Source organism: Vibrio mediterranei (genome assembly GCF_900088415.1).
GTDB classification, from domain to species: Bacteria; Pseudomonadota; Gammaproteobacteria; order Enterobacterales; family Vibrionaceae; genus Vibrio; species Vibrio mediterranei.
On sequence record NZ_FLLQ01000001.1, the window covers coordinates 1,294,461 to 1,320,937 of the forward strand.

General features: G+C 45.4%; 14 protein-coding genes. 9 read left to right on the top strand and 5 right to left on the bottom strand.

Translation table 11 applies throughout. The features are described 5' to 3' along the window. Positions 1 to 42 precede the first annotated feature (42 nt). Positions 43 to 11,901 carry a VCBS domain-containing protein gene (locus VME0621_RS05725; protein ID WP_065311651.1) on the top strand — a complete coding sequence of 3,953 codons (11,859 nt, stop codon included), beginning with the start codon at positions 43 to 45 and terminating at the stop codon, positions 11,899 to 11,901. A gap of 112 nt (positions 11,902 to 12,013) precedes the next feature. Here VME0621_RS05725 and VME0621_RS05730 read toward each other — a convergent pair whose 3' ends face one another. The 4 genes from VME0621_RS05730 to VME0621_RS05745 are packed head-to-tail and all read right to left on the bottom strand — an operon-like array spanning position 12,014 to position 18,171. After that, positions 12,014 to 14,128, bottom strand: a complete 2,115-nt coding sequence (locus VME0621_RS05730) for a type I secretion system permease/ATPase (RefSeq protein ID WP_006069705.1) — start codon at positions 14,126 to 14,128, stop codon at positions 12,014 to 12,016. Between the two features lie 14 nt (positions 14,129 to 14,142). Next, positions 14,143 to 16,053 (bottom strand): bifunctional diguanylate cyclase/phosphodiesterase, encoded by a 1,911-nt coding sequence (locus tag VME0621_RS05735; RefSeq protein WP_065311652.1) that lies wholly within the window; start codon positions 16,051 to 16,053, stop codon positions 14,143 to 14,145. Between the two features lie 6 nt (positions 16,054 to 16,059). Beyond that, a complete protein-coding gene (locus tag VME0621_RS05740; protein ID WP_031494761.1) occupies positions 16,060 to 16,719 on the bottom strand; it encodes a transglutaminase-like cysteine peptidase in 660 nt (219 codons plus the stop codon). A gap of 60 nt (positions 16,720 to 16,779) precedes the next feature. Beyond that, entirely contained in the window at positions 16,780 to 18,171 is a 1,392-nt protein-coding gene (locus VME0621_RS05745; RefSeq protein WP_038227631.1) for an HlyD family type I secretion periplasmic adaptor subunit, read from the bottom strand. Between the two features lie 357 nt (positions 18,172 to 18,528). Here VME0621_RS05745 and pdxH point away from each other — a divergent pair, with 357 nt between their 5' ends. Together pdxH and VME0621_RS05755 are read left to right on the top strand one after the other, a co-directional pair. Then, positions 18,529 to 19,167 (top strand): pyridoxamine 5'-phosphate oxidase, encoded by a 639-nt coding sequence (gene pdxH / locus VME0621_RS05750; protein ID WP_062462991.1) that lies wholly within the window; start codon positions 18,529 to 18,531, stop codon positions 19,165 to 19,167. A 280-nt stretch (positions 19,168 to 19,447) separates the two neighbouring features. Beyond that, on the top strand, positions 19,448 to 20,248 hold the full coding sequence (locus VME0621_RS05755; RefSeq protein ID WP_096443736.1) for an AraC family transcriptional regulator: 801 nt from the start codon (positions 19,448 to 19,450) through the stop codon (positions 20,246 to 20,248). Here VME0621_RS05755 and VME0621_RS05760 read toward each other — a convergent pair whose 3' ends face one another. After that, the gene (locus VME0621_RS05760) at positions 20,249 to 20,965 is read right to left on the bottom strand and encodes a UTRA domain-containing protein (RefSeq protein WP_082795577.1); all 717 of its coding nucleotides are present in this window, start codon (positions 20,963 to 20,965) and stop codon (positions 20,249 to 20,251) included. Between the two features lie 223 nt (positions 20,966 to 21,188). On the opposite strand from VME0621_RS05760, the gene VME0621_RS05765 reads away from it, so the two are divergent. Genes VME0621_RS05765 through VME0621_RS05790 form a run of 6 tightly spaced genes read left to right on the top strand, consistent with a single transcriptional unit; the run spans position 21,189 to position 26,461 of the window. Next, positions 21,189 to 22,265 (top strand): ABC transporter substrate-binding protein, encoded by a 1,077-nt coding sequence (locus VME0621_RS05765; RefSeq protein WP_006069698.1) that lies wholly within the window; start codon positions 21,189 to 21,191, stop codon positions 22,263 to 22,265. A gap of 26 nt (positions 22,266 to 22,291) precedes the next feature. Beyond that, positions 22,292 to 23,098: an alkaline phosphatase family protein gene (locus VME0621_RS05770; protein WP_062462988.1), complete on the top strand. Its 807-nt coding sequence runs from the start codon at positions 22,292 to 22,294 to the stop codon at positions 23,096 to 23,098. Further along, positions 23,095 to 23,988: an ABC transporter permease gene (locus VME0621_RS05775; protein ID WP_062462985.1), complete on the top strand. Its 894-nt coding sequence runs from the start codon at positions 23,095 to 23,097 to the stop codon at positions 23,986 to 23,988. Before VME0621_RS05770 ends, VME0621_RS05775 begins: the two co-directional genes overlap by 4 nt. Then, positions 23,975 to 24,781, top strand: a complete 807-nt coding sequence (locus tag VME0621_RS05780) for an ABC transporter permease (protein ID WP_038227636.1) — start codon at positions 23,975 to 23,977, stop codon at positions 24,779 to 24,781. Before VME0621_RS05775 ends, VME0621_RS05780 begins: the two co-directional genes overlap by 14 nt. Continuing rightward, on the top strand, positions 24,778 to 25,806 hold the full coding sequence (locus VME0621_RS05785) for an ABC transporter ATP-binding protein (RefSeq protein ID WP_062462982.1): 1,029 nt from the start codon (positions 24,778 to 24,780) through the stop codon (positions 25,804 to 25,806). Before VME0621_RS05780 ends, VME0621_RS05785 begins: the two co-directional genes overlap by 4 nt. Further along, the gene (locus tag VME0621_RS05790; RefSeq protein ID WP_062462979.1) at positions 25,799 to 26,461 is read left to right on the top strand and encodes an HAD family hydrolase; all 663 of its coding nucleotides are present in this window, start codon (positions 25,799 to 25,801) and stop codon (positions 26,459 to 26,461) included. Before VME0621_RS05785 ends, VME0621_RS05790 begins: the two co-directional genes overlap by 8 nt. Positions 26,462 to 26,477: the final 16 nt, after the last annotated feature.

Consider the following 26,477-nt stretch of genomic DNA (forward strand, 5'->3'; position numbering starts at 1 on the left):
GATATTGTTTCCTGGCGTCGGAAGCAATTCAAGGAGTAGATCATGAGTGCGTTGTCTCTATTTGGGTTGGCAAAAGTGTCTGGTACGTTAGTAATAGATGCTCAAGGAAAACTCACCATTCTTCCGGAAGGAACGGAACCAAGACCGGGAGACGTTGTGATCAACGTTTTGAACGATGCAGAAGTAGGCGAAGACTTAGACCTTGTATTGATTCAAGAAGAGGGTGAAAGCCAAGAGATCGATGTTTCTGATATAGATGCCGAAGAAATCATTGCTGCCATTGAGGCCGGAGAAGACCCTACTCAAAATGAAGAACAAGCTACTGCAGCAGGCGAAGCGAACGGATCAAGCCCAACGACCACTGGCGCTATAGAACGTGATAGTTCGCAAACTCTCGCTCAAACTCAGTTCGACACCTCTGGCCTAGAAGCGCAAGGTCTAACCGCAACGCAATCTAATACTCTCCTTCAGGTACTCGTCAACTCAGCTCCGCAAATTCTTAGTGAAGCCTTAGCTGGAAACGCTGTGGAAGCAGGCCATAACTCCGACGGTAGTGATTTTGACGGTACTGCTGAGCTGACAGGTCAGCTTTTAGCTACTGACCTCGAATTTGACGATGGAACGTTGACCTGGAATGTGACTTCTACTCCGGACAATCTTTCTGACTACGGTGAATTCGAGCTCTCCGATAATGGGGAATGGACCTTCCGTTTAAATAATGATTCCGATGCCACACAAGCTTTAAACGTCAATGATACCGTAACACTCTCCTTTACCGTTCAAGTCACTGATCCCCTAAACTCCTCTACCTCGCAGCCAGTTGTAATCACCATTAGTGGCACCAACGATAAACCAGTAATCAGTGCAAATAGCGAAATTAGTGGCGACATTGTTGAAGCTGGACACAATGATGACGGTTCAGAGAACACAGGAACAGCATCGGTGAGCGGGCAGTTGAACGCCACAGATGTTGACTCTCCAACCGAAAGTTTGATTTGGTCAGAAGACGGAGATGTGTCTTCAGCATATGGTGATTTTTCGATTACAGAAGCCGGCCTTTGGACATTTGAACTTGATAACACAGCAGATGAAGTTCAAGCCTTACGAGAAGGGCAATCAACTTCTCTTGAATTCAAAGTCAAAGTCACTGACGACCAAGGTGTCGATGTCTTTCAAACGATTGTTATCAATATCCAAGGTACGAACGATAAGCCAGTAATTGACTCAGAATTGGTTACAGAAGGTGAAGTAAGAGAGTCTGGGCATTTTGATAATGGTACTGAGGATGCCGGAGTACCAAGTACAGGTGGTCAACTTTCAGCGACGGATGTGGATTCTTCAAACTTAACGTGGAGCTCAGTTGGGGATGTTAGCAGCCCGTACGGTACATTCAATATCACAAGTGATGGCTTGTGGAGCTTTGTAATTGATAATGAAGCGGATGCCGTAGAAGCGTTAAACGAGAATGATACAGAACAGTTGACGTTTACCGTTCAGGTTGAAGACGAACAGGGTGCAATTGTCACTCAAACCATTTCTGTCACCGTAAAAGGCACCAATGATAAGCCAGTCTTGGACTCTGAGCTCGTTACAGAAGGTGAAGTAAGGGAGTCCGGACATTTTGACAATGGTACTGAGGATACCGGAGTACCAAGTACAGGTGGTCAACTTTCAGCGACGGATGTAGATTCCTCAAACTTAACGTGGAGTCCAGCAGGCGATGTTAGCAACCCGTACGGTACATTTAATATCACAAGTGATGGCTTGTGGAGCTTTGTAATTGATAACGAAGCTGATGCAGTTGAAGCGTTAGCTGAAGGTGATGAAGTTCCTTTGAGCTTTACCGTTCAAGTTGAAGACGAACAGGGTGCTGTGGTTACTCAAACCATTTCTGTCACAGTAAAAGGTACCAATGATGCGCCAGTGATTGATTCCGCCAAAGACATTGGTCGTGTGCGTGAAGCAGGTGATGGCGTGGAAGGAAAAGACGTCACCCGTGGCCGTATTGAAGCGTCTGATGTGGATAATGGCTCAGAGCTAAGCTACTCGGTACAAGACGGTGGCAATACCGATTACGGTACCTTCTCCGTGAATGATAATGGTCGTTGGAAGTTTGAATTAGATAACGACTCAGAGATGACAGACGCGCTCGCGAAGGGCGAAAAAGTCACCTTGAACTACGTGGTCGTGGTGACCGACGAGCATGGTGCAGAAGTGACGCAAGCGGTGTCGATCATCGTGAAAGGCACCAATGATGCGCCAGTGATTGATTCCGCCAAAGACATTGGTCGTGTGCGTGAAGCAGGTGATGGCGTGGAAGGAAAAGACGTCACCCGCGGCCGCATTGAAGCGTCTGACGTGGATAATGGATCAGAGCTAAGCTACTCGGTACAAGACGGTGGCAATACCGATTACGGTACTTTCTCCGTGAATGATAATGGTCGTTGGAAGTTTGAATTAGATAACGACTCAGAGATGACAGACGCGCTCGCGAAGGGTGAAAAAGTTACCTTGAACTACGTGGTCGTGGTGACCGACGAGCATGGTGCAGAAGTGACACAAGCGGTGTCGATCATCGTGAAAGGCACCAATGATGCGCCAGTGATTGATTCCGCCAAAGACATTGGTCGTGTGCGCGAGGCAGGCGATGGCGTGGAAGGAAAAGACGTCACCCGTGGCCGTATTGAAGCGTCTGACGTAGATAATGGCTCAGAGCTCAGTTACTCGGTACAAGACGGTGGCAATACCGATTACGGTACCTTCTCCGTGAATGATAATGGTCGTTGGAAGTTTGAATTAGATAACGACTCAGAGATGACAGACGCGCTCGCGAAGGGCGAAAAAGTCACCTTGAACTACGTGGTCGTGGTGACCGACGAGCATGGTGCAGAAGTGACGCAAGCGGTGTCGATCATCGTGAAAGGCACCAATGATGCACCAGTGATTGATTCCGCCAAAGACATTGGTCGTGTGCGTGAAGCAGGCGATGGCGTGGAAGGAAAAGACGTCACCCGTGGCCGCATTGAAGCGTCTGACGTGGATAATGGCTCAGAGCTAAGCTACTCGGTACAAGACGGGGGCAATACCGATTACGGTACCTTCTCCGTGAATGATAGTGGTCGTTGGAAGTTTGAATTAGATAACGACTCAGAGATGACAGACGCGCTCGCGAAGGGCGAAAAAGTCACCTTGAACTACGTGGTCGTGGTGACCGACGAGCATGGTGCAGAAGTGACGCAAGCGGTGTCGATCATCGTGAAAGGCACCAATGATGCACCAGTGATTGATTCCGCCAAAGACATTGGTCGTGTGCGTGAAGCAGGCGATGGCGTGGAAGGAAAAGACGTCACCCGTGGCCGCATTGAAGCGTCTGACGTGGATAATGGCTCAGAGCTAAGCTACTCGGTACAAGACGGGGGCAATACCGATTACGGTACCTTCTCCGTGAATGATAGTGGTCGTTGGAAGTTTGAATTAGATAACGACTCAGAGATGACAGACGCGCTCGCGAAGGGCGAAAAAGTCACCTTGAACTACGTGGTCGTGGTGACCGACGAGCATGGTGCAGAAGTGACGCAAGCGGTGTCGATCATCGTGAAAGGCACCAATGATGCGCCAGTGATTGATTCCGCCAAAGACATTGGTCGTGTGCGTGAAGCAGGTGATGGCGTGGAAGGAAAAGACGTCACCCGCGGCCGCATTGAAGCGTCTGATGTGGATAATGGCTCAGAGCTAAGCTACTCGGTACAAGACGGTGGCAATACCGATTACGGTACTTTCTCCGTGAATGATAATGGTCGTTGGAAGTTTGAATTGGACAACGACTCAGAGATGACAGACGCGCTCGCGAAGGGTGAAAAAATCACCTTGAACTACGTGGTCGTGGTGACCGACGAGCATGGTGCAGAAGTGACACAAGCGGTGTCGGTCATCGTGAAAGGCACCAATGATGCACCAGTGATTGATTCTGCGAAAGACATTGGTCGCGTGCGTGAAGCCGGCGATGGCGTGGAAGGAAAAGACGTCACCCGCGGCCGCATTGAAGCGTCTGACGTGGATAATGGCTCAGAGCTAAGCTACTCGGTACAAGACGGTGGCAATACCGATTACGGTATCTTCTCCGTGAATGATAATGGTCGTTGGAAGTTTGAATTAGACAACGACTCAGAGATGACAGACGCGCTTGCGAAGGGCGAAAAAGTCACCTTGAACTACGTGGTCGTGGTGACCGACGAGCATGGTGCAGAAGTGACACAAGCGGTGTCGATCATCGTGAAAGGCACCAATGATGCACCAGTGATTGATTCTGCGAAAGACATTGGTCGTGTGCGTGAAGCAGGTGATGGTGTGGAAGGAAAAGATGTCACACGTGGCCGCATTGAAGCGTCTGACGTGGATAATGGCTCAGAGCTAAGCTACTCGGTACAAGACGGTGGCAATACCGATTACGGTACCTTCTCCGTGAATGATAATGGTCGCTGGAAGTTTGAATTAGATAACAATCTAGAGGCTACCCAACAACTGACTGATGGCGATAAAGTTAGACTAGAATACACAGTGATTGTGACTGATGAGCATGGTGCATCTGTTGAACAGCTGGTCACAATCATCGTTAAAGGGACGAATGACGGTCCTGCTTCTGAAGACTTCTCAATTACACTCTCCGGAGATGACGCGATTCCAGTTATTTTTGATACTGGAGAAGGGTCGATTGAGGGCGATGGAACCGACCATATCTCGGACTACGAAGATGATCGCAGTACGACAGATGGAAAGACACTGTCAGTTGTAATCACTGAACTGCCTTTAGGCGGCACACTTCTCTACACTGAAAACGGTGCAACTCGAGCGATTGTTGAAGCTGACCTCCATATCGAAGGAGGGGCCAATGGCACACCGTTTAACCCAGATAATATTTCCTATCTACCAGATGAAAGTGCTCAAGGTTTTGTTTTAGGTATTAAAGATTCGCAAGGGTTAGACAGTGAAGCCAGTTCGCAAACCGATTTCTTAAACTGGGGCTCTCCTGGTGATAATCCCGGAGAGCGTATTTTAACTTTGGGTGATGACTCGATCAGGATTACCTCAACCGGCGGGGATCTAACTCAGTACCGGGGAGATGCTAATCACGTTGGATTTGGTCTTGGTGTCGGTGGTGGACAAGGCATCAATGAGGGAGAGACTATTTCGATTGATTTCTCCGAGAGACCAGCCACTTCAGTGACATTAGGACTAGATGGTCTAGGTGGCTTCTTTGATGAAAATCTCAACAATGCCAACGAGTCATCAGTACTAGTTACCGTTACCTTAAGTGATGGTTCAACGAGAGTTCTAGATCCGATTCAAAAGACGACGTCTGGTAATGGCGATCTTGATTTAGACCTTACGATATCGATCGATGATCTTTCTGGCGCAGAAGGATTACAAATATATGGTGTCACGGTTGGAACGGAAGGTAATGGAAACTGGGAACTAAGATATCTAGAGACTAGTTTAGAAGATTCCTTTGACTATAAAGCACTTGATTCTGATGGCGCATTTAGTAATGAATCAACCGTGACCATCGATGATCAACGTACCAACCTAGCACCAGATGCGATTGATGATCCAGAGTCTTATACCCTTGTTCAAGGTGATATGGGAGCAGGCGATCAAGGTTGGGATATGGTTGACAGCATTCAGGCGAAATATGAAGGCCACCTTGTTAACTACAACATAGATGGTACTGATCGTATTGGCATTCCTGATGGCACTACAAACGATGGCCCTGAATCTCAAATTCAATATAACCGAGGCGATGACAAATCTGAACAGCTCATTATCACACTGAAAGAGCCAGCTGTAGATGGGGCTTTCTCTGTAACCAACTTGTTCGCTAATGAGGGCGGGGCAGGCAGCCATGAACAAGGCAAGTGGAGTGCTTATTTAGGTGATACTCTGGTTGCCAGTGATTATTTCAATAATGAGTCAGGTAATAAAGGCACGTTTGACATTGAAACAGGCGGCTTTGCCTACGATACATTGGTATTTGAGTCTGTTGATTTCACAGGTGGTCCTGCACGTGGTACGGACTCTTCCGATTATTTCCTTCAGGGTATTGAAGTGGTCGGTGCGGGCGCTTATGTCTTTGACCATGATGAACCTGTCGTTATTCCGCTTTCAGAGATTTTATCTAACGACGATGCGGTGGATGGTGACGATATTCGTATCACTTACGTGTTCGGTGAGACGCAAGGTGATGCGCGTATTGAAGGTGGTAATGTCATTTTCGATTTGCCTGAAGGCTTTGCGGGTCGCACTGAGTTCCAGTACCAAATTACCGACGATAAAGGTGGCTTTGACACTGCAACAGTGAATGTTCTGGTCAACCCTGGACCGATTTCAGTCAACGGGTTTGAGATAGGTACGGCTAGTGTTGAAGAAGGGGAGAGCTTCTCCTATAACGTGACTCTGGACGGTTCTACCAATGTGAAGACTTTCTTTGACATTGAGTTTGGCGCTAATGGCGATGAGGCTTCAGCTAATGATGTTGACCCATCGACTATGACCTTCAGCAATGGGGTCACTTACAACGAGGTGACTGGAGAGCTTGAAGTTCCTGCTAACGTTTCTGACTTTACGATTACATTGCCGACAATCGATGATAATCGTTATGAGGGTGACGAAGGCTTTACTCTGGTAGTCGACGGTCAAACCGTGACTGGAGATATTCAAGATAACGATCCAATCACACTCTCATTGAGTGGTGGTGGGGAAGTGAGCGAAGATGCGGGAAGTGTTCCGTTCACTCTGTCTTTAAGTAATCCTTCTGATGTTGACCTCACGGTAGCGCTCGATCGACTCGATGTTGATACCGATGATGATGACTTTACTACTACGACGGCGAGCTATAACGATGGGACGACCAATGTTCCACTACAGATTGTTAATGGCCAGATTACCATTCCAGCTGGTGTTACCTCCGTTAATATCCAAGTAGGTATCCAAGATAACGATGTCTATGAGCAAGATGAGAACTTTACGTTAAAAGTGACTGAGCCAGCTGGTCTGACAGTTAACGGTAACGTAGGCGTATCTGCTGGTGCCACTATTTCTGATGATGGGCAACTAGGCGGGCAGTCTGGTGGTGATAATGATAATTTAGCTCCTACCATTGACTTAAATGGCGAAGATTACGAGATTGTTTTTGAGAGTGAAAGAGCGGGTTACTCTAATGTGTTTGGTTATTTTTACACCGACTCACAAGGTAATCCAACCGACCCTGTAGTGTTAATACATGATACTAATGCGGGACTTGCCAATGATCAGTTATTAGCTGAACTGGATTCTAAGGAAGGGCTGGAATTTTTCCTTATTGCCAATGGTGCAAATCAAACCCCAGATGATGCAGTACTCAGTTTTAATGCTCAAGGCGACTTGCTGGTAAACGGCCAGATACCAAGTAAGCCTGTCTACTTATCAACAGAAGATAGTGTTCAGTATCAATTTACGGTTTCTGGAGTTGATGACGGTGCACTGGAAATCCGTGTTGAAGATATCGCGTACGATGAGAGTGATAAAGACTTTAATGATCTAGTCGTCACCCTGCGTCCGACTAATGCAAGTGATGGTACGGGTTACACTACGACCTTTAGTGAAGGTGATGATCCTGTTGTCATTGTTGACCAAGATGTCACTGTCACAGATGATATCGATGTGATAACTAGAGCTGAAATTACCCTGACCAACGCTCAGTCTGGTGACTCAATTGCACTCGCAGCTGCGGCGGTACTTGCTTCAGGTTTGACAATCACTCATGCATTAGGCTCCGATACTATTGTGATAAGTGGCACGAGCAGTGCTTCAGATTATGAGGCTGCACTGAAGTGGGTTGAGTTTAGTAATGATAGTGAAGATCCAAGTGCGATTCCGAGACAGATAGAAATCAAGGTGTTCGATGACCAAAATATCGAATCAAACACGGCAATTTCAACGATTAATGTCGTTCCTATCAATGACGGACCAGAATCAGAAAGCTTTAGTTTCAGCATTACTGATAATGATGTTACAGCTGTCGTATTTGATACTACGAGAGCTGCCGTTGATGGTGTAGATTCTGGAGACGGCGATGACCATATTTCGGATATTGAAGATGACATAAATTCTGAACAGGTTCTAGTTGCGATCACGGAGCTTCCGATTGGTGGTACGCTCTACCATGATGGTGAGGAAATCACTCAGACAAATGTCGCCAACGGTGATACGTTTGATCCAACTAAGATAACCTATGAGCCTGATTCAGACGCTCAAGGCTTCATTCTTGGTACTAAAGTGGTGCCAACATCGAGTGATATGGAAAGTACTCAAGATGAGTTTTACAACTGGGGAACTGAAGTCGATGGTAGGAATAGAGTATTAGAGCTACCTAACACTGACGGCAGCACAGACAGTATCACCATTAACAGTAACAAAGGTAATCTCACTCAGTACCGAGGTGATGTTCAAGATAATCATGTTGGTCATGGCTTAGGTATTGGTGGCGGCCAAGGTATTAATGAAGGTGAGTGGTTATCTATAAACTTTGCAGATCGTCTTGCTACACATGTCAACCTTGGATTGGATGGCATGGGAGGCTATTTCTATAGTGATTTAGGTGGTCGAAACGAATCTGCTGTCACGATTAAGGTTACACTCAGCAATGGTGATACCGTTGATTACACACCTGATGTACAAAAAGATACGTCAGGTAATGACGTATTATTCCATGAACTTAGCTTCTCTGTTGATGATTTAGGCGATGTTGAAGAGGGGACTCTCATTGCTGGAGTGAGTGTTGGTACCGATGGCCGAGGTAACTGGGAGTTACGCTATCTAGAAACAGCACTGAACGACAGCTTTAAATACAAAGCGGTTGACTCCGATGAAGGTGAGAGCCTTGAGTCCGTCGTTACCATCATTGATGAGCGTGATAATAATATGCCACCAACGCTCGATCTTGACTTAAGTGCTGACGGTACAGGCTTCGATACGAATTACCAAGAAGGTGATAGTGCTATTGAGATTGTCGATAGTGACATCACCATTTTTGACGAAAAAAATGTCATCTATGAGGCCGAAATTGTCTTTACCAATCCAAAAGCGGGTGACAATTTTGGGATTGATGGTGCGACTAACCCACTGCTTAGTGGGATTAGTTATACAACAGAAGTACTCGATTCTGGTGCAATTAAAATCACTCTGAGCGGAGAAGCAACACCTGCCGATTATGAGGCTGCTATTCAGCTAATTGAATTCTCCAACTCCTCACAATCTCCGGATGATGAGGACAGAGTCATTGAAATCACGACATTTGATGATGAAATGCAACCATCAAATACCGCAGTTTCAACCATTAACTTTACTGCGATCGCTGACCTAGTTGTTGCCGCCGCGATCGGTGACGAAGACAACAAGATTGCGTTGGATATACAATTGCCAGCTAACAGTGATGCGACGTCAGTAGTAATTAGCGATATACCTGACGGCGCTACATTATACTCGGGTGATTCCACGTTATCAGTGACCAATAACAGCGCAACTGTGTTGCCATCACAGCTAGCAGACTTATTTATCAAGCCTCCACTAGATAGTGATGTAGATTTCACCTTGTCGGTGTCGGGACGTGATAGTCAAGACAATGTAGTAGAGGCTCATAGCTTAACCGTTACCGTTAAACCTATTACAGATGAGCCAACACTTACAATCACGGGTGAGCAATTAATCTCATCTATTGATTTTGAAAACGTTAATCTTGGCAACAGTTCTTGGCGTGGAAATGTGAGTGATAACGAGCTAAATCAGGACGGTTCACGAGGTGTTTGGGGGACAAATAACACCGGTAATGTTAGTGAAGTAGGTAACGAAAATGTTTATCTAGGAGGAAGTTCGGATAATCAGTTATTTGAAATTGAAGGGCGACGTAACAACGATGACTCTCTGTACACTGAATTTGTGGGTGAAGCGGGTAAGTTCTATGAACTAAATTTTGATGTCGCGGCTAGAGCACTTAATAGTTCTCCTTTGAAAGTTTCTCTGGTAGACGTGAATGATTCATCTAATGTTGTAGAGATATATGAGTTTAATGATGCGGTTAATCGTAACTGGAATAATGTTCAAGAGTTTTTCCAAGTACCGTCAAACGGTACATATCGAGTATTGTTTGAATCAAGTCAAGCGGACAGCTATGGCGCTCTTTTAGATAATATTACGCTCTCTACTAGAAGTAATGTAGGGTACGAAGATACCTTTATTGATGTTAGTGATATTAAGTCTGTCAATCTAAATGATACTGATGGTTCAGAAGTCCTAACTCTACTTATACAAGGACTACCAACGGGAGCAATAGTTTCCAATGGTACTCTGACATCGATTGCCGATGCCGCTGGAGAGGTTGATATTTCTGGCTGGGATGACCTAAATGATCTCCAGATCAAGGTATTTGATACGGGAACTTATACCATCACAATCAAAGCGACGGCATCCGAGCAGGATGATACTTACTCACCGATAGATAAAATAGCGTCGCAGACTTTTGACATTATTGCTCTGACAAACCCAGAGGCAGCGCTTCTAAGTATTAATACTCCACCTGAAGTTACAGACTTCGAGTTTTTTGCTCCGGATGACACCATTCCACTCAACTTTGAAGATTTCGCAACCGATAGTGGAGATGATGCGATTGATTCTAAAGATACGTTGGTTGAAATAGTGGATGAACCAGAATATGGGCAGCTATATTTCCTCAGTGGTTCTGGTGAACGTTTTGACTTAGATGTAGGAGATGCAGTAGAAGATGGTACTGATATTTTCTATGACTTAGAGGTTGGTTTTGATGCTATTGCCCTTGGGTACAACCATGAAGGGGAGGAGCCATTTGGAAACGGTATCGAAGTAACCGGAGGAACGTATTCCGGTGATAAGCCACATATTGGTGCTCAGGTCGAAGATATCGCATTCGATGACCAAGCTGGTTTTTACACCCAGAGTGACCAAGATGTTGGTAACAGAGGGACGGAAGCGAAACAAAATGAGTTTATGTCTGTTAAATTTACTGCTGGTTTGATGACGAGAGCATTAGTTGGAGTCGGAGGTCTTACAGCACCATTTAGTGCTGCTGCGAATAGTAACGCACAGATTTTCGTCTACCTCTATGCTGGTGGTGTTTTGCTTGATGAGACTCCAATAGTAATGAATAACGATGCCATTACAGAGCAGCAAGCCGTTATTGAGGTGCTATCAGAGATACCATTTGATGAAATGCGTATTATGCCATTTAGTGCTGATGACAGTGACGTAGGTTTTGTTTTACAAAGTGTGAAAGTTACTGATGGTGAAGTGGCAGACCAATTCGATTATCGAGCTGTAGATTCTGATGGCCTTTCAAGTGATGAGACTGCGACGGTTAACGTCAATATCATGCCAAATGGCAATGTGGCCGAGTCTGAAGAAGTCGATTATGCAGTCCAGGGAGGCAGTGGCGTCACAGTTATCCATGGTTCGGATGGTGACGATGTTCTATCCGGTGGACTTGGTAATGATGTATTAACTGGTGGTCTTGGAGATGACACCTTCAAATGGAGTGAAGGTGACTTAGACGGCAGTCATGATGTGATTACTGACTTCTCTCAAATGGAAGGAAACCGAGACGTTATCGACTTGTCAGAGGTATTTGAAGATAGTAATACATCATTAGAAGCTCTGTTAGATAATGTCGCTGTCGGCGGAGACAAGATTACACTCACTGAAAACGGTGATAATACGAGCACCTTGGTTAATGTCACCAAGGGCGATAAGAGTGTCACCATTGAACTTGAGGGTGTAACTGGATTGTCTGAATTGGATGTTCAACAGTTGAGCAATATCATCATTATTCATGACACTTAATCTAAGTGCATAGCGACAAAAAGGCCGCAGCTTAATCGCTGCGGCCTTTGTGTTTCTGTTGTGTCGTCTGAAATGAGTTTACACATTGAGGACGAGGAGACATAGTTTGGTTTTAACTTGCAGCGCGAACTTTACCTTGCCTCAAATCACTCAACACCTGCACCTTAGGACCATCAGCAATAATTGCCCCTTTCTCCATGACGATGACTCTGTCTACCACATCTAGCATCGATGTTTTATGAGTAATTAAAATCAGGGTCTCGGATTCCTTAAGCTGTTTTAACTGCGTCTTGATATGCAGTTCGGAACGGTTATCCATTGAGCTTGTCGGTTCATCCATAATCAAAATAGGTGGACGCGCTAAAAATGCTCGTGCAATAGCAACGGCTTGACGTTGACCACCGGATAACAGCAGACCACCTTCACCAACCTGACGCTCAAGACCAGCAGGATCTTGCTGAGTGAATACGGTCACCCCTGCACGGTTTGCTGCATCCATAACATCACGGTCGTCGACCAATGGTCGCCCTAGCGTAATGTTGTCGCGAATAGAGCCATAGAACAGGGCACAGTCTTGGGGCACACAGCCTATATTGCGTCGTACATCCACGTGATGCAATTGAGCGATGTCTGTCTCATCAATTCGCACGTGACCCTCTGTAGGCTGATACAGGCCCATTATGAGGCGTTCTAGCGTAGTTTTACCTGAGCCAATACGTCCAATAATCGCGACCTTTTCACCAGGTTCAATAGTTAGACTCAGATCTCGAATGGACGCCATTGGAGAATCAGGGTAGTGAAAGGTTACGCGATCCAATTCGATTTTGCCGTGGATGATTGGGCGATGAATATAGCGCTTTCCTTCTTCTTGCTCGTCAGGCATTGCCATTACTTGCTCAATGATGGTCATCGACGACTTTGCTTGATTGTATCGTGTAGAAAGCAATGAAAGCTGCACCAAAGGGCCAATAGCACGGCTACTTAGCATGGTCGCAGCAATCAGGCCACCCATTGTGAGTTCACCCTCTGCAATAAGATACACACCAAGAATGATCATTCCGATATTGGAAGATTGCTGAACAAATCCTGCGGTGTTTTGAATCCCATCCGTAATGCGCTTACTTTTGATGTTCCAGTTCGCCATGTGGGCCACAGCTTCTTCCCAACGATACTGATATTGGCTCTGTGCACCGAAGATTTTTACGGTTTCTAGGCCAGCCAAACTTTCAATAAGGTTGGCGTACTTTTGAGAAGCTAGGCGTGAACCTTCTTCAATCGTTTTACGCAGCGGTCCTTGTATCAACATCGAGTAGATGATTAATATCAACACACCGATGATTGGGATAATGACCAGGTTGCCCGCCATGAGCCAAATAAGCACCAAAAATAGCAATGCAAAAGGCAAGTCGATTAACGAAGCAATCGTTGCAGAGGTAAAGAATTCACGAATTGATTCAAATTCTTGTAAGTGACGCGCAAAGGCACCGACAGAAGGAGGACGGGATTCCATTCTGATGCCCATAACCTTGCTAAATAGCTTAGAGGAAATCAGGATGTCTGATTTTTTCCCAGCAACATCAATAAAGTAGCTACGCATAAGCTTAAGTACTAAATCGAATCCGAAGACAATAAATATCCCTGCCGCCAGTACCCATAGTGTTTCAAATGCTAGGTTAGGCACCACTTTGTCATAAACAAGACGAGTGAACAGTGGTGCGGCTACAGCAAATATATTGATCAATAGCGAGGCAATGAGCACATCACGGTAGATGCGTTTCGATTCCCACAGAGTGCCCCAGAACCAGTGGCCATCACGAGTTTTTAGGACTTCCGGTGAGCGCTCGTCATAGCGAAACTGCTTCTTGACCAAGAAGTAGCGGCCAGTGAATTGTTCTTTCAAATCCTCGAGCGGGACGGAAATGGGGACCATGCCGGACTCAAGCGTAATCACTTCTGCTTCATTGGCATCGGAATCAATACTGTTTAGTACGCAAGCATCGCCACCTTTCAACAGCAGTATCACAGGAAATACGATGCTTGGGATTTTATCTATATCAGAGCGATTCTCCTTCGCTACCAATCCAGCGCGCTCGGCTGAACGAGGAAGTAAGAATGGTGTGAGCTTACCTTCCGATAGGGGTAAGCCGTTCACCAATGCTTCTGGGGAATTGGCTAAGCCGTAGTATCGGCTGATATAGATAAGCGAGTTTAGTAACGGATCCTTCATGGATTCTGCACCTATTATTTGTCCACGATAAAGCCTTGGAATACATCCACAAAGTGCTCAGACAAGAAGTCGAGCTGAGTTTGTGTTTCCACTCGTGAGGCAATAGTTTTAATACCCAAATTGTGCGCCGTTCTCGAAATCGATGTTAGCGTAAATTTCTGTTTTTCATCGTCAAGCTGGTGGGTATAGAGATAATCCAGTTTCACATAATCTGGTCTGAACTCGTTGAGATACTCCAGTGATTGGAAGTTCCGACCATAGTTATCCACACCGAACTTGGCACCTTCATTGCGAATAGCGTTACAGAAGAGCGCAGTATGGTGCGGATTATTGATAAAGCAGCTTTCTGGGATCTCAAAGTGTAGTTTGTCGTTAATGTCACGATGCTTGGCGAGCACTTGGCTAATCCAGCGAATGAAGCTTGGTTGAGCGATACTAGTTGGGGTGATGTTAATTGCCATTGAATCGGACATTTCTTCTCGCTCAAGCTTGTTAATCACCGATATGATAACGTGCTCATCAAAGATATGGCTGGCATCAAGCTGCTCTAGAGCAAGTAGGTATTGATTGGCTGTATAGCGTTCGCCATTCATTTCGATGGCAGAGAACACCTCTCGGTGATACGTCTCACCACCACTGCTGTTTGCTGCTTGGAATCTAAAGGTGACTGCATCGTCGCTGATCGCTTCTTCTACCAGTGAACGCCATTGCTGTTTACCCATGATGGCGCCAGTATGCTCACTAGAGATATAACCATAATCGATTTCCGGATTAGATTTCGCTTTAGTCAGTGCGTTATCGAGCACGGAGAGCATTTGTGTTGAGTTTTTGCGCTCTTCGTTAAAGACAACACCTAGCGATGCGTTAGCTTTGCTCAGACCTGTAGGATCGGCGTTTAGATCTTGAATACAAGTAATGATGCTATTTGCCGCGAACTTCAATTCGCTTTCGTCAATGTTCGGGAATACAAAACCGAACTCATCGGTTGATATACGGGCAATGACGGTGTTTGGAATATTGATGGTCATCGATAAGAGATCAGACAGCTCTCTTACTAATCCATCGCCAGCCTCGTAGCCATCAGCTTTGTAGGTTTGTTTAATGAACTCAGCGTGTAAGATAGCCACACCGCCTAACGAAGACTCTGAAAGCCATTGATTTAACTGGCCCATAAAGAAGGCGCGGTTACCTAGTTGAGAGACTGGATCCATATAAGCGCGTTCACGGAGCTTCTGTGCTTCTTTCGCTTGTTGTTTGAACGACTCTTCAACATGCGCGGACATGCTATTTATACCATCAACGACGGCGATCAAGTCTTTCGTATTGGGACGAAGCAAAGGTTCACCAAACTGCTTATTTGCTACCTGTTCCATTTTGTTTACGATAGCTCTAAGTGGCGTGAGAGCTCGTCTCAGGATAAAGGCTATAGATAACAAACCTAAGGTAAAGATAACAACGAATGCTCCAGCAAGGCGCTCAAACGCTTGCCAAAGCTGAGCGTAAGCTTCACCGGGATGACTGATGATTTCTACTTCAGCTAATTGCAGCCAACCGCTAGTAACCACGCGGGAATCATGAATGGGCGTAAATAGGTTTAGGTTGGTAAACCAATCTGGTACTCCGTTGGGTTTGATAGGATAGCTGCGGACAATCTCTTCATCGGTCTCTAGGAAAACGAGTTTTACTGTCGAATAAGTACTGCCATCAAATAGCGCATTAATCACAGATTCAACCGCAACCTTGTCTTGTGTCTTCAAGTAAGGTGCTAAGGCTAACCCCACGGTGTTAATCGTGTTGTTTACCTCTGAGCGTTGTTGCTGCTCTAGGAAGTTTTTAGTCGTGTTGAACTCGATGATAAACACCGACGTCAATAGCATAATGAATACTGCTATCATGCCGACCACTAGCTGTCTGTATAGTGTCATAATTGTTTACTCGTCGTAATTTACCTTAGGTTTCCTTAACGTCAATGAACGCTCTCGGCTTCGCAAATCATTCCATAATTTCAGTCTCGACGACTTTCCGGCTAATTTGCCCTGGGTTGTTTTCATGGTCCACAAGTTGCGACCATTAAAGCTGTAGATCGGTAGCAAATCGCCTCGCTTAGAAGCGGGTTTGATCTCACCAATCAGGTTATCCAAAATCAGCGGCTGTGAACGCGGTGTCTCGTAGTAGGCGAGTACCATGTGAAATTGGTTCAACTCGATGGCTTTGACGTACACAAGCCTCAGTTTTTTGTCGGGAATACCGAGCTCAAGCAGTGAGAAGTACTTAGCAATAGTAAAGTCTTCACAATCCCCTGCATTACTGCCCAAAAACTCTAGTGGTGTAGCCCAGTAGTCTTTCTTACCCCATAAATGTATGTCGTCGACAAAGTTGAGCTGATTGAAAAACTGATTCACTCCAGCAAGTTGCTCTTTCTCTGATTTACCCTGTAAATCTTCGATAACAGTGCGCCAAGTTTCGACTCGTTTACCGGCTCGAGGTCCATATGTTTTTGCTACGGTGCTTATCCAACGTTGCTCTTGCTTGGTATAGGCGTCACTATATCCAGCCAAAGAAATAGCTGTGATTACCCCGCATACCAACAGTGCGGTTTTGAACTTAGTTTGCAGACTTCCTGTCCGCTCAATCCGTAACACTACATTCCTTTATTCTTTCAGTGCGTTATTTTGCGCACTTAGTATTGGCTTGAGTAGATAATCCAGAACCGTTCTCTTGCCTGTAATAATGTCCACGGACGCTGTCATACCAGGGATGATCGGTAACTGCTCATCGTGTCCAAAATTGGTTTTGTCGGTTCTTACTCTTACGATATAGAAGCTATTTCCTTCTTCGTCTTGGGTCGTATCAGCACTGATATGTTCCAAGGTGCCATCCAATCCACCGTATTTGGTGAAGTCATACGCACTGAACTTGACGATGGCATGAAGATCGGGTCTTAGGAAAGCAATATCCTGTGGTGCTATTTTGGCTTCCACTAACAAAGTGTCTTCCGTTGGAACTATCTCTACGATATCCATTCCAGGTTGAATAACGCCGCCTACAGTATTGACGTTCAGTGTCTTAACGGTGCCGTTAACAGGAGAGACCACAACAGTACGGTTCACACGATCTTCCAACCCTACGGCTGACTCAGTCATAGAAGAGAGCTTATCTTGGGCTTGATTGAGCTTTTCTTGCTGTTCTGAGCGGAATTTCTGTGCAATATCAATGCGGCTTAGCATGGACTCTTGAATGGCAGATTTTAAAGCTGGGACTTTCAGTTCTGTGGAAGTTAACTCACGTCGAGTGTCATTGACCTGACGCTGAAGCTTTAATAATTCGACTTTAGGAACAACACCTTCATCGGCAAGAGGCTTGGTGATATTCAGTTCATCACGTGCAAGGTTATAGCCTTCTCTGAGGTTATGGACTCGCGCTTGGATTTCTATCAGATCTTGTTGTTTTTGATGAACTTGTTGATCAATAACGGAGAGCTCATTGCGTAGCTTGTTGAGGTCCTGACGGTATTCAGCGCGTTGTCTGGAAACGAGAGCTTTGTTTTCTTCTTCAAAAGTAGGTGGGAAAGCGAGTTTGTTGAAATCCAGGGTCACCGATTTTTTCCATTCTTTATCTTTGACATCTTCATTGATGACCACACTGGTTAAGGAGGCTGAGAGTTGTAACACGTTGGCGGTCAAATTGAGAACTTGTTGCTCTCGTTCGCGGTAATCTGAGCGGAAACGCGTATCGTCAATAAGCAGGAGCTGCTGACCTTTTTTGACCGTGTCACCTTCTCTCACCAAAATCTCTTTAACAAGGCCACCTTCGAGGTTTTGGATTACTTGCACTTGTGATGAAGGAATAACTTTGCCTTGTCCGACGGTCACTTTGTCTATCTCAGCCCAAGATGCCCACACTGCCGCACTAATAAAAAAGAGCACCATCACCCACAGCATAATCCGAGCACTGGTGGGGGTATTAAGGAGTAAGGCCGCGGTTTTGTCATCGATGTAGTCGAGTTCAGCGTCAGAGACCTTTTTGTATTCTTTTTTATCCATGTTCAACTCGGAATCCAGATGGCTAGGATTTATCTAATAATATGATTTTATTACCATCGTTAATGAAATGTAACCTTTTCAACAACAAAGAGTCGATCTGTCCTGCATATTTATCAACAATCTAATATTTCAAGAATTGCATCTATCGGTATGTTTTCAACGTATTTAGAAGTTTAGCAGTGGATTCTTGTTTATAAAGTAATGAATTATCGAAAATTTGTCTGTTATGGCTGCGTGTGTCATAAGCTCGAATACAAACTAGGAGATTGGATTCAAAAATCGATAATAAGATACCGTTAGCGGGTTGTTTTCTAGTAGTTTAGAGCGCAGAATTCAAGAAAAACGTGAGGAGTGGTTATGGGAATTGAAGATATCCGCCGAGAGTATTCTCAAGGGGGGTTACGTCGAAAGGACTTGAATAGCGATCCTATTGTTCAATTTAATCTTTGGTTGCAACAAGCGGTCGACGCTAAATTGACCGATCCTACGGCAATGACAGTGGCGACGGTTGATGAACGCGGAATGCCGTTTCAACGCATCGTGTTATTGAAAAATGTGGACAGTGAAGGCTTCGTTTTTTACACCAACTTGGGTAGTCGTAAAGCTCAACATATAGAGCACAACAGTAAAGTAAGCTTACACTTTCCTTGGCATCCATTAGAACGACAAGTGCATATTACGGGTGTCGCTGAGAAATTGACGGCAATGGAAAACATGAAGTATTTCACCTCTCGCCCCAAAGAAAGCCAACTTGCTGCTATCGCAAGTAAGCAAAGTAGTCGTATTTCAACTCGTGGCGTACTTGAAGGTAAGTTCCTAGAGCTAAAGCAGAAATTTGCTAAAGGTGAAATTCCTGTACCTTCATTCTGGGGTGGCTATCGCATTCGCCCTGAATCGATTGAATTCTGGCAAGGTGGTGAACACCGACTTCATGATCGCTTCTTGTTTAGTAAAGACGGTCAAGGTCATTGGGATGCAGAACGACTTGCTCCGTAACCATTGGCGCAAATATTGTTTCTAAGCTGCGGTTTTCGCAGCTTTTTTTATGTCTCAATCATCGATATCGCACAAATTACAACCACCGTAACTTATCGCTTCATGATCATGGTTCCGGAAGCTTGATCAAGTAAGGATCCTTTTTCGCAGTTCTAAGCGGGATACAAAATCATCACTCCGTGCCCGTTATCACAAGCTTGGTGGCGATTACTTTTTCCAATTGCTATTGAAATGGGTATACTCGGCGGATCGAATCTCACTTTACAAGATGGCCGGAAACATGGTGACACGAAACAATGACATCCTTGATCATGCTTCCCCAAAACCAGCAGAAATCGTTCGGTTACCCTCTCATATGGACTCACACGAGCACCAATATACCCAAGTTGTGATTGGGTTGAAGGGGAAATCTGAGTTTGATGTAGGTGGTGTGGGTAACCTCGTCGGCCCGGGGCAAGGGTGCGTGGTGACGTCAGGCCTTGATCATGCTTTCGGAGGTGTGATTGATCAGCCTGATATTCTCGTGTTGAATATGCCTCTCCCTAACAATGACGATCCGATACTTCTTCAACGAATCAACGAGTTATCTCAGTCCAAGACTTACTTTCAGTTGGATATCCAAATTCAAAAGCTGATACAAATGTTAGTGGCGGAAATGAAAAGCAGCCCTGATGATTTGCTTCTAAGTCGAGCATGCAATGACACGGTCGTAGCATTATTACAACGCCATATCTCGGATCTTAAAACATCACTTCGTGACTCACGATTCGATCTTGAACAGATCGATCGTTACATTGAACAGCACCTGTGCCATAAGATCTCTGTCGCTCAATTAGCTGGAAGCGTATTTTTAGGCGAAAGCCAATTTCATATGCTGTTTAAAGAGCAAATCGGTATTACTCCTCATCAATATGTATTGAACAAACGTGTCGATGCCGCAAAACGCTTAATTGAGCAAGGCAACTTAAACCTTGGTCAAGTCGCTGAGTTAACGGGCTTTTCAGGACAAAGCACTTTTACGCATGCCTTTTCACGCCTACAAGGTGTTTCCCCTTCACAATATAGAAAGCGCTTTTCTTGATCATTGCGACTCGCTATCAATACAAATCATCATGGCGTCGGGCCGCCAATACTCAAATTCACAATCCATTAATACCCCATATTGGTTAAAGTTCACTCGGCAGATTTTGACAACGGGTTGTCCCTCCACCAAGTTAAGGGCTCGTGCCACATGACTTGGAGCAGACGTAGGGATGACGTCAAAGTGTGAACGTTGGGTATGGAATTGGTATTTCTCTTGGTAGCACTTAGTGAGCGATAGTGTCAGGTTCTCTTCCAGTATTTTTGGGAATAGGGCGGCGATCAGACAGTTCTCTACAAACAGCACGACCCGACCATCGATATACCTTAAGCGTTCAATAATATGGATGGGTGTAATGGTATCTACGGCCAATGCCTTGGCGTACATTCCGCTCGCCATTTCACTTCTTACACTGACTAGCTTAGTTTCGGCGATACGGTGCTGTTCGCGGATCATCTGATGAAAGTGACTGCGCGACAATGGGTTATAGCGAATACGTTCTGGAGAGACAAACCAACCTCGACGTTCCTCTCGATAAATCAATCCTTCAGTTTCTAGTGAAGTCAGCGCATCTTTAATGGTAATACGCGTCGTAGAAAACAGCTCGCTAAGGTCTCGCTCGGATGGCAGTTTCTGGCCTGCAATCATGATATTACTTTGGATTTGTTCTCGAATAGTCGTCTTTATTTTACTGAGCTGTGTTGTTTGGATTGGCATTGAGTGATCTAGTCCATGATTCATCGGCATGAACAAGATACGACAGGCGAGTAACAGTTTCATGACAGCAGAAACTGGCTTATCAGTCACTGGCTTTCATAAAGTTGACGCATAACTGCCATCTAACCTCAATAAAAACGTCAAATACAGGCACATAAATTGTCACATTCCCCAAATAGCATAAAAAGTGAACTTACTGACCTAGTCCAGAGGGATAGAGACAATGAAAACTTTGCTTAACCGTGCAAGTATCACCGCAAAACTCAGTGCTGTGACACTTATTGCCACTGCGATTTCTTCCACTGCTTTTGCTAACGATAGCGTCACTGCTCTTACAGAAGCGGCGAAGCAGGAAGGTGCGGTTTACAGTGTGGGTATGCCTGATAGTTGGGCAAACTGGAAAGATACTTGGAATGACCTTAAGTCTGATTATGGACTTAAGCACCAAGATACCGATATGAGCTCGGCACAGGAAATCGCTAAGTTTGAAGCTGAAAAGAAAAATGCGACAGCAGATATTGGCGATGTCGGCTTTGCATTCGCTCGAGTGGCGGTTCAAAAGGGCGTAACGCAACCGTATAAGCCTACCACATGGGACGAGATTCCTGATTGGGCCAAAGATAAAGACGGCCACTGGGCACTGGCGTATACAGGGACTATCGCGTTTATCTCAAACAACAACTTGGTCAAAGATGCCCCAAAAACGTGGCAAGACCTTCTTGAGGGCGACTACAAAGTGACGGTCGGCGATGTGGGTGTGGCAGCGCAGGCTAATAATGCCGTACTGGCGGCGGCTTTCGCTAACGGTGGCGATGAGTCTAACCTTGGCCCGGCGATTGAGTTTTTCTCTAAGCTTGCCAAGCAAGGGCGTCTATCATTCACTGACCCTAGCATTGCCAACCTTGAGAAAGGTGAAGTAGAAGTGGCAATCCTTTGGGATTTCAATGCGCTTAATTATCGTGACCAAATTGACCGCTCACGCTTTAGCGTCAATATCCCGCAAGATGGCTCGGTGATCTCCGGTTACACCACGATTATCAACAAGTATGCGAAAAACCCTAACGCTGCAAAATTAGCTCGTGAACACATCTTTAGTGACCGAGGGCAGATCAACCTAGCTGAAGGTTATGCGCGTCCAATTCGTTCCAACGTTAAGTTGCCTGAATCGGTACAAGCTAAACTGATTGCTAACGACCAATACGGTAACGTTCATCCTGTCACAGACTTTAAAGCTTGGGAAAAGTCAGCGCGTCGCCTGCCTCGCCAGTGGCAAGAAAACGTACTGATTCACCAACAGTAATTTGAGACTTTTATACAGAGGTAAGTATGAGCAATAAGGTTATCCTTGTTGTCCTCGATGGTCTCAATTATCAAGTAGCCCGTGATTGCATGGGCTACTTGAGTGGCTTAATCGAGCAACAAAAAGCGACGTTGTATCCCATTCAATGCGAACTCCCTTCTATGTCCAGACCACTTTATGAGTGCATTTTGACCGGAGTTCCTCCTGTCATAAGTGGCATCGTAAACAATGAAATAGTTCGCTTGTCGAATCAAGAATCGGTATTCAGCTTGGCGAAATCTCAGGGTAAAGTGACCGCGGCCGCGGCTTATCATTGGGTTAGTGAACTATACAACCGTGCGCCTTATGATGCAGTGCGCGATAGATTCACTGACGATGAATCGTTGAACATTCAATATGGTCGTTTCTATCATTGGGATCATTATCCTGATGAAGCCCTGTTCCTTGATGCCGAATCCTTGAGGCAGAAATATCACCCCGACTTTTTGCTGATACATCCTATGAATATCGACAATACTGGGCATAAGCATGGTCTCGACTCTAGGCAGTATCGAAACAGTGCGAGAGCCGCCGATATTTTCCTATCTAACTACCTTACGACGTGGGTGGAAGCGGGCTATCAAGTGATGATCACCAGTGACCACGGTATGAATAATGACTTGTCGCATGGTGGTATTTTGCCTGAAGAGCGCGAAGTGCCGTTGTTTGTTATTGGTGAGCAGTTTACCCATGCCGCAACAGATGTGAAGCAAACGGAGCTTTGTGGCGTCTGTTGTCAGTTGCTTGGGCTGGAACATCGCAAGCCTTACTCACCGGAATTGATTGCATTATGAGTGACGCAGCATTAACACCTGCTTGTTCAGATGAGCAGCTAATAAGTAGAAAACAGTCACTGTGGAACAAGTTCAAGCCTGTACTTTGGCTTGCGCCATTTGTGCTGTTTTTCTACCTGTTTCAGCTTGCTCCTATGGCTTGGGTCTTCTTCAATAGTTTTCAATATGATGGCGTGTTTTCGTTTGAGAACTATTCAGAGGTCTTAGACTCGAGTTTTATGATGCAGGCTTTTAGCAACAGTATTTGGCTATCGATTTGGTCGAGTGTCATAGGGTTGGCTATCGCAGCACTGTTGGTGTCATCACTGCGCCGAGTGGACAGCAAGCTTCGTGATGGTGTGATTGCTTTTACCAATATGAGCAGCAACTTCGCCGGTGTGCCGTTGGCATTTGCGTTCATTATTATTTTAGGGGTTAACGGTGCAGTCACGCTGCTGCTGAAGCAGTATGGGTTGATTGAAGGTTTCAACTTGTATGGCAAGTGGGGGTTACTGGTTATCTATATCTATTTCCAGATCCCGCTTGGCGTGTTGTTGCTCTATCCTGCTTTTGATGCGCTGCAAGATGATTGGCAGTCGGCATCTGCGTTGCTCGGTGCCAAAACGCATCAATATTGGACTCAAATAGCCCTTCCGGTGTTATCACCAGCTCTACTTGGCACCTTCATTATTCTCATCGCCAATGCCATGGGCGCGTATGCGAGCGTCTACGCACTAACAACCGGTAACTACAACGTGATTACGGTACGAATTGCGAGTTTGGTGTCTGGAGATTTGTTCTTAGAACCGAACCTTGCTGCAGCAATCTCAGTGATTCTCATGGCCATTCTTGCCTTTATCACCATCATCAATCAGTGGCTATTGTCGAGGAGTTATCATGCATCGAAATAGCAATGTGAGCGTTTACTATCACAAAACCGTTGTCTACGGAATTGTTGGTATCATGCTGATTCCAATCGTCGCTACTTTGGTTTACTCGTTGTCGTCAAGTTGGGGGGCGACCATATTACCAGATGGATTTACCTTAAATTGGTATGTTCAACTACTGACGGATTCTCGCTTTCTCGCCGCCTTTGGGCGTTCATTACTGGTGTGCTTTGCGGCACTTGCACTTAGCGTGGTATTAATCCTTCCAGCGATCTTTGTGGTGTTTTACTACTTTCCAAAGCTCGACAAGCTAATGAATGTACTGATTTTGCTGCCATTTGCGGTACCTCCTGTGGTGTCATCGGTAGGTTTGCTTCAAATCTACGCCGATAGCGCCATTCCTTTAGTTGGGACTCCATGGATCCTTATCGGAACCTATTTCACCATCGCGCTGCCTTTTATGTATCGAGCAATCTCGAACAGCTTTGAGGCCATTAACCTCAACGATTTGATGGACGCGGCGCACCTGCTAGGAGCGAGCACCACAAAAGCATTTCTCTTGATCATCGTTCCGAATTTGAAGAAAGGATTGCTGGCGTCGTTATTTCTATCGTTCTCGTTTTTACTCGGTGAATTCGTGTTCGCCAATATTCTGGTGGGAACTCGCTACGAAACGCTACAAATCTATCTTTACAACATGCGTCAAACCAGTGGTCACTTCACTTCGGCCTTAGTGATGACTTACTTTTTCTTTATCTTCCTACTGACATGGCTTGCCAGCCGTTTTAGCAGTAATCAACAGAAGGGCAAATCATGAGTTACGTATCCGTCAATCATCTTACCAAACGATTTGGCAGCAACACGGTGTTTGAAGACATCGAATTTACCATCCAGAAAGGTGAGTTCATTACCCTACTTGGCCCCAGCGGTTGTGGTAAGTCGACATTGCTACGCAGTCTAGCAGGTCTGAATCCAGTCGAAGGTGGGCAGATCGTTGTCGATGGAGTAGATATTACCCATGCCGCGCCTCAGCAACGTGGTATCGGCATGGTGTTTCAGTCCTATGCCCTGTTTCCGAATATGACGGTGGCGGGCAATATCGCTTTTGGACTTAAGATGCAAAGTTTGGGTAAAGCCGAAATACAGCGTGAAGTTGCAAACGTCGTCGAGCTGGTGGAACTGCAGGGTAAAGAAAACCACTATCCACATCAGCTTTCAGGCGGTCAAAGACAGCGCGTGGCATTGGCTCGTGCTCTGGTGGTCAAACCAAGAATTCTCTTGTTGGATGAACCTCTGTCTGCGTTGGATGCCAAAATCCGTAAGAGCCTTAGGCAACAAATTCGTTCTATTCAAAAAGAGCTTAATCTGACCACTATCTTTGTCACTCATGATCAAGAGGAAGCGATGATTATGTCAGACCGGATTTTCTTGATGAATAAGGGCGAGATTGTTCAGCAAGGTGCACCCGAAGCCATCTATACCCATCCGGTAAATGAGTTCGTGGCAGGCTTTATGGGGCATTACAATTTGGTGGCAGCAGATAAAGCAAAATCGTTATTTGATATGGACGTGAACTCGAAAGTCGCAATTCGTCCGGAGTCGATTTATGTCAAAGAACAAGGACGCGAGTACGCTAACCATATCTCTGCGCCGCGAACGGGCGTGATTAAAAACCATCAGTTGCTCGGTAATGTTATTCGCTATCAAGTCGACATTGATGACTGTGAGTTGACGGTGGATCTCCTTAACCGTTCTTCGGAGCGATTACTCGCAACAGGCAGCCAATTAGAACTGCTATTTAACCTTAACGAAATTCAACCTGTGAGAGCCGAAAATGTCTAAACCTCTATACGTATTCGACATGGATGAAACCTTGTTTGATGCTGACTGCGCCGTGCTATGGAATGAGTTTTTGGTAGAGCAAGGCATTGCCGTGCAACCTGATTTCCTTGACCAAGATAAACGGCTAATGGCGTTGTATGCGGAAGGGAAGATGGATATGGAAGATTACCTAGAGTTTTCTATTGCACCTTTGACTCACGTTCCTACTGAGAGAGTAAAGCAATGGGTAGAACAGTGCATCGATGAAAAAATCCTGTCCCGCCTCTTTCCACAAGCGCAGACTTTGCTTGCAGATCTAAAGCGTGACGATATCCAAACTATTATTATTTCGGCCTCCGTTAGCTTTTTAGTTGAAGCGATAGCTAAGCGTCTTGGGATTGATGTAGCGATGGGTATTGATTTAGAACTCAAACAGAACAGTTTCACCTCCAAGATAAAAGGCATTGCGACCTATCGAGAGGGCAAAGTGGCAAAACTCGCGCAATGGTTATCTGCGCAAGATAACAGCTATACCGAGATTCATTTTTATACCGACTCCATTAACGATCGACCTTTGTGCGAGTTTGCTGATTACGCTTATTTGGTCAATCCATGTCCAGCACTAAAAGCATTAGGTGAAAAGCAAGGATGGAAGCAACTCAAGTGGTCACTATAGTGTCCCTGCCTTGATA

Excerpts from the sequence above, each read along its gene's own strand:
- VME0621_RS05725 (WP_065311651.1), top strand. The coding sequence starts at position 43 with ATGAGTGCGTTGTCTCTATTTGGGTTGGCAAAAGTGTCTGGTACGTTA.
- VME0621_RS05730 (WP_006069705.1), bottom strand. The coding sequence starts at position 14,128 with ATGAAGGATCCGTTACTAAACTCGCTTATCTATATCAGCCGATACTAC.
- VME0621_RS05735 (WP_065311652.1), bottom strand. The coding sequence starts at position 16,053 with ATGACACTATACAGACAGCTAGTGGTCGGCATGATAGCAGTATTCATT.
- VME0621_RS05745 (WP_038227631.1), bottom strand. The coding sequence starts at position 18,171 with ATGGATAAAAAAGAATACAAAAAGGTCTCTGACGCTGAACTCGACTAC.
- pdxH (WP_062462991.1), top strand. The coding sequence starts at position 18,529 with ATGGGAATTGAAGATATCCGCCGAGAGTATTCTCAAGGGGGGTTACGT.
- VME0621_RS05755 (WP_096443736.1), top strand. The coding sequence starts at position 19,448 with ATGGTGACACGAAACAATGACATCCTTGATCATGCTTCCCCAAAACCA.
- VME0621_RS05760 (WP_082795577.1), bottom strand. The coding sequence starts at position 20,965 with ATGCCAATCCAAACAACACAGCTCAGTAAAATAAAGACGACTATTCGA.
- VME0621_RS05765 (WP_006069698.1), top strand. The coding sequence starts at position 21,189 with ATGAAAACTTTGCTTAACCGTGCAAGTATCACCGCAAAACTCAGTGCT.
- VME0621_RS05770 (WP_062462988.1), top strand. The coding sequence starts at position 22,292 with ATGAGCAATAAGGTTATCCTTGTTGTCCTCGATGGTCTCAATTATCAA.
- VME0621_RS05775 (WP_062462985.1), top strand. The coding sequence starts at position 23,095 with ATGAGTGACGCAGCATTAACACCTGCTTGTTCAGATGAGCAGCTAATA.
- VME0621_RS05780 (WP_038227636.1), top strand. The coding sequence starts at position 23,975 with ATGCATCGAAATAGCAATGTGAGCGTTTACTATCACAAAACCGTTGTC.
- VME0621_RS05785 (WP_062462982.1), top strand. The coding sequence starts at position 24,778 with ATGAGTTACGTATCCGTCAATCATCTTACCAAACGATTTGGCAGCAAC.
- VME0621_RS05790 (WP_062462979.1), top strand. The coding sequence starts at position 25,799 with ATGTCTAAACCTCTATACGTATTCGACATGGATGAAACCTTGTTTGAT.